The sequence below is a fragment of the Synechococcus sp. PCC 6717 genome, assembly GCF_022698185.1.
Classification (GTDB): Bacteria; Cyanobacteriota; Cyanobacteriia; order Thermosynechococcales; family Thermosynechococcaceae; genus Thermosynechococcus; species Thermosynechococcus lividus.
The window spans coordinates 23,222-35,689 of record NZ_JAKLTV010000019.1 but is presented as its reverse complement, the minus strand read 5'-3'; the positions used below and the strand labels follow the sequence as shown (position 1 = coordinate 35,689).

Sequence of the window (12,468 nt, the reverse complement as noted above, 5' to 3'; positions counted from 1 at the left end):
AGCTACAAGGCACTCAAAGCAGGTGTGGGAATAGTGCTAGTTAATCCTCGCTACAGTAGTCAAACTTGCCACAGATGCCTGCATATTTACCCCGACCCAAAGCAGTCCTATCGCACTGGGAAGCAGTTTAAGTGCAGGCATTGTGGCTGGACAGGAGACGCAGATTTCAATGGTGCTAGCGTAATTGCGCTTTTGGGGGCTGTCGTAAACCAGCCTAGAGGCTCGGGTCTGTCTTGTTCTCTTGCAGAACATAACAGGCTCAGGGCTACTGAAAGCCCCTGACTTCAGTCAGGGGAAGTTTACTCTTGTTTCACTGTACCAATTCCGATAAGATAAAATTTCTGTCTTTATATTGCAAGTGTCTTGCCGACAGTATCCCCATCCTTGAGGTTAGCATGGCCAAACGCCGCAATCCTAAAAAAGAGAAAGCCCTTCGTAACCAAGCCTACGCCCGCAAATTTCGCAAACGCTCCACAGGTCGCTTTGGACGGCGGATGAATACCGATAACCGCACTGAAGCCAAAACAACGACCGATGGCAACACCTCCACTGACGAACTCACGGATGCCTAGCTAGAGACTCTCAAGGGTTCTCATGAGTAGTCGTCCCCTACCATGGCGGGAATTTGCTGTTGCCTTTTTAACGGTTTTCCTAGCAGAGTTTGCCGATAAAACTCAGCTTGTCGTACTCGTGATGGCAGCGCGATCGCTCTCGCCATGGTTAGTCTTTCTGGGGGCGGCGCTGGCTCTCGTCAGTACCAGCCTCATTGGGGTCTTATTGGGGCGCTGGATAGCCCGCTACTTGTCACCGCAACGGCTACAAACCTTAACCGGCACTAGCTTACTGGCGATCGCTGTTTGGTTGTTGTGGGATATGCTTCATCCCTCTGGTTGAGGAAGACAGTTCTATGGATTGGCAATCCTTTGCTCTCAGTTTTACGGTGGTCTTTCTTTCAGAATTAGGAGATAAAAGCCAGCTTGTGGCCATTACCCTTGGCACCAACGCCCGCTCAACAACAGCAGTTTTTCTTGGAGTGGCCAGCGGCCTCGTTTGTACGACCTTTTTTGGCGTTCTGCTTGGCAGTAGCTTGGCAAGCGTCGTACCGTTCAAGCTCATCAAGGCGATCGCAGCGATGATGTTTGCTTTTCTGGGGTTTTATCTGCTGTGGCAGTCTCCAGCAGAACCTATTGACAATGAATCCATTTGATAATACCAGCGGGATTGTTTATCATAATGACTACAGGTTAGACAGACCCAATGCCAAAAATTGATTATTTGTGTTGAGTTGGGTTCATTATCTGCAACATCTATTGACTCAATTTCCCTTAGGACATCACCGTGTTTATGACTTCCGATGCCAGTGCCCTACCGCCAATCCGCTCTCTTGAAGATGCCATTGATCGCTGTCAGCGGTTGGGGTTGCGCTTAAGTCGGCAGCGGCGAGCCATTCTGGATCTCCTCTGGGAGGTGCAAGACCATCTTTCGGCGCGGCAAATCTACGATCGCCTCAACCAAGCAGGCAAAGACATTGGTCACACCTCCGTGTATCAAAACCTAGAGGCACTCTCAGAGCACGGCATTATTGAGTGTGTTGAGCGCGCCGATGGTCGCCTCTACGGCAATATTAGCGACAGTCACAGCCATGTTAACTGCCTAGATACGCAAAAAATTCTGGATGTTCATGTTGAGCTGCCCACCGAACTGATCAGCGCCATCGAAGCCCAGACTGGCGTCAAAATCGTTGATTACCGCATTGATTTCTACGGTTATCAAAACAGCTCCACTACTGCTTAAGGACACACTGCCGTGGCTAACCCCGAACACTTGGCACTCCTACAGCAGGGTGTGACGACGTGGAATCAATGGCGTGAAAAAAATAGCAATCTCCACCCAGATCTGGGGAACGCAGACTTAACGGGTGCGAATCTAGAGCTTTACAACCTCACCAATGCCAATCTTGAGCAAGTGAATTTGGCCGGTGCAGATTTACGGAACGCCCTCCTCAAAGATGCTTACCTAGTTGCTGCCAACCTCTACATGAGCGATCTGATTGAGGCGGATTTACAAGGGGCTTGTTTACAGCGTGCCACTCTCGCGGGGGCTGACCTGTATAAATCGAACATTGCTATGGCGGACTTGCGGCAAGCCAACCTCGTGGGGGCATTGCTGCGGCGGGTGAATTTAGTCGAAGCAACCCTTGCCTACGCCAACCTCACGCGGGCAAATTTGTTTCAGGCCAATTTGCACCTTACAGATCTCAAGGGCGCTATTTTGCAAGAAGCCATTCTTGAGAGTGCTAGTTTAATTGAGGCGAATTTTGAGCACGCCATTCTCATTGCCGCCAAAATGAACAAGGCGAATGCTCGCCGCGCAAATTTTAAGGGCGCGAACCTCTACAAAGCGGAAATGGATGGTATGGACTTGCGCAACGCCCTCTTAGACGAAACCCATCGCTGAAACCTGCTCCTTTGGCCATCGGCGTAAGTGACACCTCGGCCATTGAACGGCTCCACGGCGATCGCTAGGCTGGAGGAAAACCATTGTGGGGAGATGGGGATGTTTAGTGAATCAGAGCATACACCAGAGGCGATCGCCAACCGGCGCTATCGGGTGCGCATTAGTCAGTATATTGGCGATGGCTGGCAAWTTTTTACCGCCAATGCAGGGGGCTACATTGGCTTTCTGCTGCTGTCGGCTCTCATTAGTGGTGCCCTCAGTAATGTGCCTGGGGTAGGTCCCATTGTCAACGGAATTATTTCTGGGTTGTTATTGGCTGGGTACTACTTTGTTGGCTTTAAGATTGCCCATGGCCAACGTCCAGAGTTTAGCAACTTCTTTGATGCCTTTAGGAACAACAATTTTCTGCCCATTGTCCTGACCAACGTGGTGATGGGGTTGATTATCAATATTTTTGTCGTGACCGCCTCATTGTTCTTTATTGCTGCCTCCCTGCCCTTTGTTCAACGCATCCTGGAACAGGCCAATGCCCAAGCTCCAGAACCAGATGCGGATATTGAGCAGTTGCTGCGCCTCCTTGAACAACTGCCACCTATCCCCGATGGTTGGCCGCCTGTTATCGCGCTCATGGGTCTAATTATTCTGCTGCCGGGGCTGTATTTAGGGGTGTGCTATACCCTAGCCATTCCCCTTGTGGTCGAGCACAAATTTGATTTTTGGCCTGCCCTTGAAACCAGCCGTCGCCTCATCGCTCGCGATTGGTTTGGCTTTTTTCTGCTCAACCTCACTATTGTTCTCATCAATGTGTTGGGGCTGTGCCTGTGCTGTGTGGGGCTACTGGTGAGCGCCCCCCTAAGTACCTGCGTCATTGTGGCCGCCTATCGCGATATTATTGGCCTGAACCCCACTGACAGAACCCCACTATGACCATTCCCCTTGAGAGACTGCCGACGTTGCCGGATCTCTCCCTCGATGCCTTCTGGATGCCCTTTACCGCCAATCGGCAGTTTAAGCAAGCACCACGGCTGCTGATTGCGGCAGCGGGGATGTACTACACCAGTATTGACCGGCGGCAAATTTTGGATGGAACGGCGGGGCTGTGGTGTGTGAATGCGGGGCACTGTCGCCAAGAGATTGCCACGGCGATCGCCCAGCAAGCGGCCACCCTTGATTTTGCACCAACCTTTCAAATGGGTCACCCAGGACCATTTCAGGTGGCAGAACGCCTCAAGGCCATCACCCCCGAGCCGCTCAACCATGTTTTTTTTGCCAACTCCGGCTCTGAAGCGGTGGACACTGCCCTCAAAATTGCCCTAGCTTACCATCGGCTGCGGGGAGAAGGCAGCCGTCAGCGGCTGATTGGTCGGGAGCGGGGCTACCATGGCGTGGGGTTTGGCGGCATTTCAGTGGGGGGAATTGCTCCAAATCGCAAGTTTTTTGGCTCGCTCTTGCCAGGGGTGGATCATCTGCCCCACACCCACAACCTAGCGCACAACGCCTTTAGTCGAGGTCAACCGGCATGGGGGGCGCACCTTGCCGATGAACTCGAGCGGCTGGTAATGCTGCACGATGCTTCCACCATTGCGGCTGTCATCGTAGAACCGGTGGCGGGTTCAACCGGAGTCTTAATTCCACCTCAGGGGTACTTGGAACGTCTGCGCGCCATCTGCGATCGCCACGGGATTTTACTGATTTTTGACGAAGTGATTACCGGATTTGGTCGCCTAGGTACCCCCTTTGCCAGCCAGTATTTTGGAGTCACCCCAGATTTAATCACCGTGGCCAAAGGCTTAACCAATGGTGCTGTGCCCATGGGAGCGGTGCTGGTGCGCGATGACATCTACAACACGTTTATGCAGGGAGCACCCGGCCAAATTGAATTTTTCCACGGCTATACCTACTCTGGTCATCCACTGGCCTGCGCGGCGGCGTTGGCTACCCTGACTCTGTACGAGCAGGAGAACCTCTTTGAGCGGGCGGCGGCGTTGGCTCCCTACTGGCAAGAGGCAGTGCATCGCTTACGCGGGCTGCCCCATGTCATTGATATTCGCAACTTAGGCTTAGTGGCGGGAATTGAACTGGCGCCACGAGATGGTCAAGTGGGGGTGCGCGGGTATGATGCCCTATGCCGCTGCTTTGACGCAGGCTTACTGATCCGCGTGACGGGGGATATCATTGCCCTCTCCCCTCCCTTGATCCTAGAGCGCACCCACATTGATCAAATGATCGACATATTGGGTCGGGTACTGCGGGAACTTTCTTAGGGGGGTGGTCGTCGCCCAGCTTAAGCTCTCTCACTCCTCCAGCTTTAGAGGTGTCTATGATTCGCTCCCTTTTCCTTGCCGTGGCTAGCCTTGCTGCTATTGTGGCGATCGCCCCTGCTAGCCGTGCGGCGTGGCCGCTGTTTCCCAATCAACCCGGAGTGGATGTGTTCTTTCCGGGGTTAGGCTCCTTTGGCCAGCCCAACCCAGCCCCAACAGCACCCATTATTTATCAGCCGCCCGGTAGCCCACAGCCCTACATTATTGCGCCGTTGCCCGATTCTAGCCAATCTGTGATCTATCAGCAGCGCACCTTTTTCCCGCGGGTTTACGTCCCCTCAGGCTTTGCCCAGCCGCTGGTCTATCCTTACCCGTATCCCTATCCCTACCCCTGCTACGGTCTGCCTCGCCCCTGTCGCTAAGCAGGAGGGGCAAGGAGTTGCGGATCAACTTTGAGCCGGGTTGCCAAGGCACGCAGCGATCGCAGGTCTGCCTCCGTTAAATGGGGGTTGCTGTGGAGGTGGGGGAGTAATTCATAGAACTGCTCTTGGGCTGGATCAAGGTTTAGGGTAAAACCCAGCACGCCGCCAACGGTCACTAAGTCTTGCAGCAGAGGGCTAAGTTGACTGAGGGTTTCACTCTCGAGGTGATGGGCTAAGTGCCGCAGGCAGGCACAGATCTGCTGCTCTAGTAACCGCTGCTGTTCCTGAAGGCTGAGGGTACAGTTCAACAGCCGTGCTTCGCGGGCGATCGCCCCTAGCTCCGTCAAATGGCTGCGGATCTCTGCCATGGGCAAGGCACTCGGGTCACTGAGATCTTGCTCTAAAGCGTGCAGATGGCTAATGGCACGATGGGTTAAGGCAACGGCAGCAGCCACCTGTAACTCTTGGGGGACGGTCAGTCCATCCCGCTGAAACCCCATTAAAATACCGTAGTTATCCCGATAAACTTGAGTATAGAGCTGATCTAAACGGGTCAGGGTTTCCCGCGCCAGTACCCCCATCAAGCGATGGCGCTCCTCCGCAAACAGATCGTCAAGGCCATAGGCCACCGCTCCAAATGCTTCGGTAATGGCCATCACCACCCGCGCCGCACTCCCCTGGCTCAAGGCGTGCAGCAGCCCTGTTTTCATCTGCGTGTAGGCTCGCCGCCCTTGAAAGGGTTGAATAGCACAGTGAAAATCCCAGCCGCCGAGGTGCAGCACAGCAAACACTAAGGGCTGGCTTTCGGTGGTAATGGTGGAGGTGAGCTGAATATGACCAATGGCTAAGGTTAAGCTGCCCATGCGCTGGAGGTGATAGTCGGCCTGCTCAATGTGGTAGCAGTAGAGGTGGTGTTGGCGCGCATAGGTACTAAACAGAGAACTCATCGCATAATGCGCCGCCACCTGATGCAGGCTAATCTGAGCGGTTTTGACGAGCTGGTGATAGACCGTGGCACCATCCCCAAACTGGGGCACATTACTGGGGGCTGCGGCTAACTGGCGGATAAACTCTGTCTCTAGATGAACCCCCGCCACATCCCCAGCCAACTCCATGGCGCGCGCCGCATACCGCAGAATTTGCACCCCTTCTGGGCGAGAGAGTTCATCAAAAAACCAGCCACAACTGGTAAACATCAGCAGGGCATGGTGTTGCATCTCTAGTAGGCGCAACGCATCGATGCGCTCGCCGTTGCTCAAGGGGCGGCATTGGTGGTGTTGGAAAAAGGCGGTGATGGAGTCTGCAGAGCGATCCTGAATGAGATCAATATAGGCATCACGGGCTGCCCAGACATCTTGCAGAAGTTCGCTGCCAAGGGTCTCATAGATCTCTATCAGTTCATCCCGTAACCAGTTCAAACTATCCCGGAGGGGGCGCCGCCAGTGTTGGTGCCAGCCGCCACCGCCGCCACAGCCACAGTTCTCTTGCCAGCGATCGACCCCATGGGCACAACTCCACGCCGTAACTGGCTTGAGTTCCACTTCCCAAGTGGGGGGAAACAGGCTCAGATAATGGGCAAAGTTGGTGACCGTCCACCCTCGCTGCGGAAACTCTACTTTGAAGGCATAGGCAAGCGCTTTTTCGCCACCGTATTTATGGTGGCCAAAGGTTTCGCCATCGGTGGCCACCCCAATAATTTGGCTGGGGCGATGGTCACCCCGTACCGCTTGCCCTAGGCGGCCAGCTAAAAATTGGGAGCTAGTGAGGAGGTCGCTAAACCCCAGATCCCGCGAAATTGGGCCATCATAAAAGAAAATATCTAAGTAGTCGCCAGTGCGCCCGGGTAAATAACAGCGATAGGGTCGGGTGGGATCAATTTGGCTGCCGCTCACTTCTTGCCAGTCGGCCTCTCCCTCTGCCATGATGGGGCGGCAACGCTGGGCTTGGGAGGGTGCCAAAATTGTAAAGCGAATGCCTTCCTGAATCAGGGCGGCAACCGTCTCGTAGTCGATGGCGGTTTCCGCTAGCCACATGCCTTCGGGGTCGCGCCCAAACCGCCGCCGAAAGTCGGCCTTGCCCCAGCGAATTTGAGTTAATTTATCGCGATAGTTGGCAAGGGGCAAAATAATGTGGTTATACACTTGGGCGATCGCGTTGCCGTGGCCATTCAACCGCTGGCAACTGAGGCGATCCGCTTCGATAATGCGCTGATAGACTTCAAGATCGTAGCGCTCTAGCCAACTAAACAACGTTGGACCAATATTAAAGCTGAGATACTCAAAATTATTCACAATATCAATGACTTCGCCGCGATCGTTCAAAATCCGGGCAAAGGCATTGGGGCGATAGCACTCGTAATAAATCCGCTCGTTCCAATCGTGAAACGGCTGGGCACTGGGCTGCTGCTCGATAGCATTTAGGTAGGGATTTTCGCGCGGGGGCTGGTAAAAATGGCCGTGGATGGTGATATATACGCCCAAGGCGGGCGATCGCTGCGGCGTGGGTACGGTATCGGCTGCCCCGAGGAGGCTATCTGGCACATTCAGCATTCAATCACCACAAAAAGCACTAACTCTGATCATCGGTGGCAACTCCCAGCCCTGACCAGCCTGTGATGAAAATTCAACTTCCGAAATATAGCGAAATACAAAGTTCCCTAGGGCACAATCAAGACAGGGCAAGGTGCGAGGTTAATCACGCGGTTGCTGACACTTTCTTGAAACCCATCCGGTGTTAACCCCGTCCCGCGGCACCCCATCACAATGAGGTTGGCGTTAATCTCATCGGCAACATCGCAGATAACAAAGGCGGGTTTCCCCCGTCGCAACAGCGTTTCTGCTGCAATCCCCTGCTGCGCAAAGGCCTCCTTAGCCGATGCAAGGAAATTGCTAATCGCCGCCTCCAGTTCGGCATCTGGCTCAGGGGTTTCCTCCACTGAGAGTAACACTAACTGGCTTTGACAGAGCTTAACGATCTCCACAACCGTGGGGATGGCTTCTTGGGTATCACGGCTGCGGTCAATGGGGAAGAGAATCGTTTTGAACATGGGTATCACCTCTGAGAGTCGTTTCTGGGGCACACCCTTCGGTAGAATGAGGGCTAGGTGAGGGATCTGTAACGTTTCACTCCATCGCTGGCCGGGATTTTCATGCCCCTAGTACTATCATCCATGTTTTAACGCAGTTAGGAGGCTTTAGCGTGTCTAAAAAATCGGTTGCTCAGTTATCTGCCGCAGACTTAGCGGGGAAACGAGTCTTGGTACGAGCTGATTTTAACGTTCCCCTCGATGGCAATGGTGCCATTACGGATGATACACGCATCCGTGCCGCCCTTCCCACCATCCAAGATTTAATTAATAAAGGTGCCAAGGTCATTTTAGCCAGCCACCTTGGTCGGCCTAAGGGGGTTGATGATAAACTCCGCCTGACCCCTGTGGCACAGCGGCTCTCGCAACTGCTGAACCGACCTGTTACCAAGCTGGATGATTGTATCGGCGAGGCAGTGGTCGCACACACGCAAGCCATGGCCAACGGCGATGTGTGTCTGTTGGAAAATGTGCGCTTCCATCCCGAGGAAGAGAAAAACGATCCCGAATTTGCCAAGCAACTGGCGGCCTGTGCCGATGTGTATGTTAACGATGCCTTTGGAACGGCTCACCGCGCCCACGCTTCCACCGCTGGGGTCACGCAGTACCTTAGCCCGTCGGTGGCCGGATTTTTAATTGAAAAAGAACTGGAATATCTACAAAATGCCATTGAGCATCCCCGTCGTCCTTTAGCTGCCATTGTCGGTGGCTCAAAAGTGTCCTCTAAAATTGGGGTGATTGAATCGCTACTGGAAAAAGTGGATAAGCTGCTGATTGGTGGCGGCATGGTGTTTACGTTCTACAAAGCCCGCGGTCTCAGTGTGGGTAAGTCGCTGGTTGAAGAAGATAAGTTAGATCTCGCGAAGCACTTAGAAGCCAAGGCACGGGAGAAGGGGGTAGAGTTACTGCTGCCCACCGATGTGGTAGTGGCCGACAACTTTGCAGCGGATGCCAATAGCCAAGTGGTGAGCGTGGAGGCCATTCCCGATGGCTGGATGGGGCTAGACATTGGGCCTGCTTCGATTGAACTGTTCCAAGCGGCGCTAAAAGACTGCAAAACGGTGATTTGGAATGGCCCGATGGGGGTCTTTGAATTTGATCAGTTTGCCAAAGGAACTGAGGCGATCGCCCGCTACCTCGCAGAATTGACCGGTGAAGGGGTGTCCACCATTATTGGCGGGGGTGACTCTGTAGCGGCAGTCGAAAAAGTCGGTGTTGCCGATCGCATGAGCCACATTTCCACGGGTGGCGGTGCGAGCCTTGAACTTCTTGAGGGTAAGGAATTACCCGGCATTGCTGCCCTTGACGATGCCTAAGGTGTAGCGGTTTGAGTTCTTGAAGCCCCCTGCCTCTGTGGGGCTTTTTTGGTGCCAAGACACTGGATAGCACCATCAGTAATAATTCTTAACTTGCCATAAAAGGTTAAACCCAAGGCTGCTAATCTGGCCGAAATCCTGACGTTATAAGGGTTTTAGCTATTTCTAATACATAAAAGTGCCCCAAAGCTATATATCTTAAAGGTTTCACGGTTCCAGTTTTAGTCTTGCTGTTCTAGAATGAGGCTTGAAAGCAAGTATAGGCAAGGGTTTCATGCCTTTTACTCAACTGTCGCTGAAATCAAACAATCTTTAATGTTTTTTGGAGTCTTTGCATGAATAAAGCTGAGTTAGTGGATGCGGTGTTTGGTCGCGCCCACAGCACCAACAATGTGACCAAGAAACAAGTAGAAGCCATTATCTCCGCCACCGTGGAGGAAATCATGGAAGCGGTTTCCAAGGGCGATAAAGTGACGCTGGTGGGGTTTGGTGCCTTTGAACCCCGAGAGCGTAAAGCCCGGGAAGGGCGTAATCCCAAGACCAAGGAAAAAATGCAAATTCCGGCCACGACGGTACCGGCCTTCTCGGCAGGCAAACTGTTCAAAGAAAAAGTCGCACCGTCAGCCCCCCAGCCAGCTAAAGGGAAGAAAAAATAGGTGCCTTGCCTCCGCGTCATGGTGGTAATTTAGTTTGGGCGGCAGCGATCGCCCGGTGTGCCCCTGAAGAGCTACTGGACTTTTCTGCCAGTTTGAACCCTTTAGGGCCGCCCGCATCGGTGGTCGCTGCGCTGCATCATGGCCTTGGCGCTATTCGCGATTATCCTGATCCCGCCTGCACTGCCCTTGTTCAGGCACTGGCAGCAACCTACGCCCTAGACCCCGATACGCTGCTGGTGGGGAACGGGGCAGCGGAGCTACTGACGTGGATTGGGCGTGACTGTGCGGCCTGCTCGCGGGTATATCTGGTTACCCCTTGCTTCCAAGACTATGGGCGGGCACTGAGGGCATTTGCCGCATCGGTGGATACCGTTCCTCTGGATCAGGTGCGCCACGATGTGCAAGCCCTAGCGGCTAAGCTGCACCCAGAGGATGCTGTTATTCTCAATAACCCCCACAATCCGACGGGGCATTTGTGGTCGCGATCGGCGGTGCAGGCTCTAGTGGCAACGGGGGCAACGGTGGTTGTGGATGAAGCCTTTATGGACTTTTTGCCGCCAGCCACCAGTCAAACCGTGTTACCCTACGTCAAAGAGTATCCCAACTTAATTGTGTTGCGATCGCTCACTAAGTTCTATAGCTTAGCGGGTTTGCGCTTGGGCTATGTGGTTAGTCAGCCGGAGCGCTTGCGCCGCTGGCAGCAGTGGCGAGATCCGTGGAGTGTGAATGCCCTTGCCCTAGTGGCTGGAGTGGCTGCTCTAGGCGATCGCCCGTTTCAGGAGCAGACATGGCAATGGCTAGCGCCAGCGCGAGAGGCGCTGCAACGTGCTCTTGATCAAATTCCCACCCTGAGAATCACCAGCCCCAGCCATGGCAACTTTCTTTTAGTGACTACTGAGGCATCAGTTCTGCCGTTACAACGCTACCTCCTAGAGCACCATCGATTGTTAATTCGAGACTGCCTCAGCTTTCCTGAACTGGGGGAACGATACTTTCGGGTTGCAGTGCGCCAACCCTCAGACCATGAACAGTTGCTGAGGGGATTGGGGCAGTACTTTGGGGTGTCTATATCGCCGTCCCAGCTGCTAAACGTTAAAGCGGAATAGCATCACATCCCCCTCTTGCACCACATAGTCCTTGCCCTCGCTGCGTATTAGACCTTTTTCCTTGGCAACGCTCATCGACTGACACGCCACTAGGTCGTCGTAGCTAATCGTTTCGGCGCGAATAAACCCCCGCTCGAAGTCACTGTGAATAACCCCTGCCGCCTGTGGCGCTTTAGCCCCCATAGGCACTGTCCACGCTCGGGTTTCTTTAGGACCAGTGGTGAAAAAGGTTTGTAACCCCAGCAGCTTGTAGGTAGCACGGATGAGCGATCGCAACCCCCCTTCACTCACCCCTAAACTGTCTAGATAGTCTTGGCGATCCTCCTCTGGCAGATCCACCAATTCAGATTCAACCTGTGCCGAAACAATCACCACCTCTGCACCTTCTGCCTGAGCGACGGCTTGAACGGCGGCGCTCCAATCATTGCCTGTGGCTAGATCCTGCTCAGCAACATTGGCCGCATAAATCATCGGCTTGCGGGTCAGTAGCCCCAAAAAGCGAACTGCTGCATCTTCTTCTGGGGTTAGCACACACAAACGAGCTGGCTTTCCCTCATTCAGAATCATCAATAGTTTCTCTAGGGCGGCTAACTCGATCTGCGCGTCTTTTTGCGATCGCGCCGCTTTGCGAGTGCGCTCAATCCGCTTCTCAATCTGGGCTAAATCCGCCAGCGCTAACTCTAAATTAATAACGGCCATATCCTCCACCGGATCAACCCGTCCAGCCACATGGACAATGTCATCATCCTCAAAGCAGCGCACCACATGGACGATGGCATCCACCTCACGAATATTGGCCAAAAACTGATTCCCGAGACCTTCCCCCTTGCTCGCCCCTTTGACTAACCCAGCAATATCCACGAATTCAACACGAGTGGGCACCACTTGGGCGGATTGGGAAATTGCTGCCAGTACTGCGAGGCGTTCATCCGGTACCGCCACCACCCCGACATTGGGTTCAATCGTACAAAAGGGGAAATTTGCTGCCTCTGCTTTTGCATTTGCCACAAGGGCATTGAACAATGTTGATTTGCCTACATTGGGTAATCCGACAATTCCGGCTCGCAGCATGGTAGTTAGTGCCTTTCTTGAACAGTCTAAACGGCAGTCTTTAGGACGGGTGATTGAATTTTCACAGCCCCTCAGTCTAGCATAGTTCCTCTCT

General features: G+C 53.6%; 15 protein-coding genes. 12 read left to right on the top strand and 3 right to left on the bottom strand.

The window, feature by feature from the left end; genetic code table 11:
• The 9 genes from L5470_RS09130 to L5470_RS09090 all read left to right on the top strand — a co-directional run.
• Positions 1–282 (top strand): zinc ribbon domain-containing protein (locus L5470_RS09130; RefSeq protein ID WP_499499546.1); only part of this gene is annotated, 282 nt, incomplete at its 5' end.
• A gap of 113 nt (positions 283–395) precedes the next feature.
• A complete protein-coding gene (locus tag L5470_RS09125) occupies positions 396–572 on the top strand; it encodes an Asl3888 family RNA-binding protein (RefSeq protein ID WP_448515132.1) in 177 nt (58 codons plus the stop codon).
• A gap of 22 nt (positions 573–594) precedes the next feature.
• Positions 595–894, top strand: a complete 300-nt coding sequence (locus L5470_RS09120) for a TMEM165/GDT1 family protein (protein WP_099798708.1) — start codon at positions 595–597, stop codon at positions 892–894.
• A gap of 13 nt (positions 895–907) precedes the next feature.
• Complete coding sequence (locus L5470_RS09115; protein WP_099798707.1) at positions 908–1,207, top strand: TMEM165/GDT1 family protein; 300 nt, start codon at positions 908–910, stop codon at positions 1,205–1,207.
• A gap of 137 nt (positions 1,208–1,344) precedes the next feature.
• The gene (locus L5470_RS09110; protein ID WP_099798706.1) at positions 1,345–1,794 is read left to right on the top strand and encodes a Fur family transcriptional regulator; all 450 of its coding nucleotides are present in this window, start codon (positions 1,345–1,347) and stop codon (positions 1,792–1,794) included.
• 12 nt (positions 1,795–1,806) lie between these two features.
• The gene (locus L5470_RS09105) at positions 1,807–2,457 is read left to right on the top strand and encodes a pentapeptide repeat-containing protein (RefSeq protein ID WP_099798705.1); all 651 of its coding nucleotides are present in this window, start codon (positions 1,807–1,809) and stop codon (positions 2,455–2,457) included.
• Positions 2,458–2,484: 27 nt separating this feature from the next.
• Positions 2,485–3,384 (top strand): DUF975 family protein, encoded by a 900-nt coding sequence (locus L5470_RS09100; protein ID WP_499499542.1) that lies wholly within the window; start codon positions 2,485–2,487, stop codon positions 3,382–3,384.
• On the top strand, positions 3,381–4,721 hold the full coding sequence (gene aptA / locus L5470_RS09095; protein WP_499499541.1) for an omega-aminotransferase AptA: 1,341 nt from the start codon (positions 3,381–3,383) through the stop codon (positions 4,719–4,721). The genes L5470_RS09100 and aptA overlap by 4 nt, the downstream gene beginning before the upstream one ends.
• A 56-nt stretch (positions 4,722–4,777) precedes the next feature.
• Complete coding sequence (locus L5470_RS09090; protein ID WP_099798703.1) at positions 4,778–5,140, top strand: hypothetical protein; 363 nt, start codon at positions 4,778–4,780, stop codon at positions 5,138–5,140.
• On the opposite strand, the gene L5470_RS09085 is transcribed toward L5470_RS09090, so the two are convergent.
• Complete coding sequence (locus tag L5470_RS09085; protein ID WP_499499538.1) at positions 5,137–7,689, bottom strand: DUF3536 domain-containing protein; 2,553 nt, start codon at positions 7,687–7,689, stop codon at positions 5,137–5,139. The genes L5470_RS09090 and L5470_RS09085 overlap by 4 nt on opposite strands.
• A gap of 107 nt (positions 7,690–7,796) precedes the next feature.
• Positions 7,797–8,186 (bottom strand): universal stress protein, encoded by a 390-nt coding sequence (locus L5470_RS09080; protein ID WP_099798701.1) that lies wholly within the window; start codon positions 8,184–8,186, stop codon positions 7,797–7,799.
• 152 nt (positions 8,187–8,338) lie between these two features.
• Between L5470_RS09080 and L5470_RS09075 the strand changes: the two genes are divergently transcribed.
• The 3 genes from L5470_RS09075 (at position 8,339) to cobD (ending at position 11,303) form a co-directional block, all read left to right on the top strand.
• Positions 8,339–9,541: a phosphoglycerate kinase gene (locus tag L5470_RS09075; RefSeq protein WP_099798700.1), complete on the top strand. Its 1,203-nt coding sequence runs from the start codon at positions 8,339–8,341 to the stop codon at positions 9,539–9,541.
• A gap of 335 nt (positions 9,542–9,876) precedes the next feature.
• Positions 9,877–10,197 (top strand): HU family DNA-binding protein, encoded by a 321-nt coding sequence (locus L5470_RS09070; protein ID WP_099798699.1) that lies wholly within the window; start codon positions 9,877–9,879, stop codon positions 10,195–10,197.
• A gap of 5 nt (positions 10,198–10,202) precedes the next feature.
• Positions 10,203–11,303: a threonine-phosphate decarboxylase CobD gene (gene cobD / locus L5470_RS09065; RefSeq protein ID WP_499499535.1), complete on the top strand. Its 1,101-nt coding sequence runs from the start codon at positions 10,203–10,205 to the stop codon at positions 11,301–11,303.
• Here the strand turns inward: cobD and ychF are convergent.
• Positions 11,283–12,374, bottom strand: coding sequence for a redox-regulated ATPase YchF (gene ychF, locus L5470_RS09060; RefSeq protein WP_099798697.1), 1,092 nt, complete (start codon positions 12,372–12,374; stop codon positions 11,283–11,285). The genes cobD and ychF overlap by 21 nt on opposite strands.
• Between the last annotated feature and the right edge of the window lie 94 nt (positions 12,375–12,468).

What these genes read in the sequence shown, in the direction of transcription:
- L5470_RS09125 (WP_448515132.1), top strand. Translation starts at nt 396, where the DNA reads ATGGCCAAACGCCGCAATCCTAAAAAAGAGAAAGCCCTTCGTAACCAA.
- L5470_RS09120 (WP_099798708.1), top strand. Translation starts at nt 595, where the DNA reads ATGAGTAGTCGTCCCCTACCATGGCGGGAATTTGCTGTTGCCTTTTTA.
- L5470_RS09115 (WP_099798707.1), top strand. Translation starts at nt 908, where the DNA reads ATGGATTGGCAATCCTTTGCTCTCAGTTTTACGGTGGTCTTTCTTTCA.
- L5470_RS09110 (WP_099798706.1), top strand. Translation starts at nt 1,345, where the DNA reads ATGACTTCCGATGCCAGTGCCCTACCGCCAATCCGCTCTCTTGAAGAT.
- aptA (WP_499499541.1), top strand. Translation starts at nt 3,381, where the DNA reads ATGACCATTCCCCTTGAGAGACTGCCGACGTTGCCGGATCTCTCCCTC.
- L5470_RS09090 (WP_099798703.1), top strand. Translation starts at nt 4,778, where the DNA reads ATGATTCGCTCCCTTTTCCTTGCCGTGGCTAGCCTTGCTGCTATTGTG.
- L5470_RS09085 (WP_499499538.1), bottom strand. Translation starts at nt 7,689, where the DNA reads ATGCTGAATGTGCCAGATAGCCTCCTCGGGGCAGCCGATACCGTACCC.
- L5470_RS09080 (WP_099798701.1), bottom strand. Translation starts at nt 8,186, where the DNA reads ATGTTCAAAACGATTCTCTTCCCCATTGACCGCAGCCGTGATACCCAA.
- L5470_RS09070 (WP_099798699.1), top strand. Translation starts at nt 9,877, where the DNA reads ATGAATAAAGCTGAGTTAGTGGATGCGGTGTTTGGTCGCGCCCACAGC.
- ychF (WP_099798697.1), bottom strand. Translation starts at nt 12,374, where the DNA reads ATGCTGCGAGCCGGAATTGTCGGATTACCCAATGTAGGCAAATCAACA.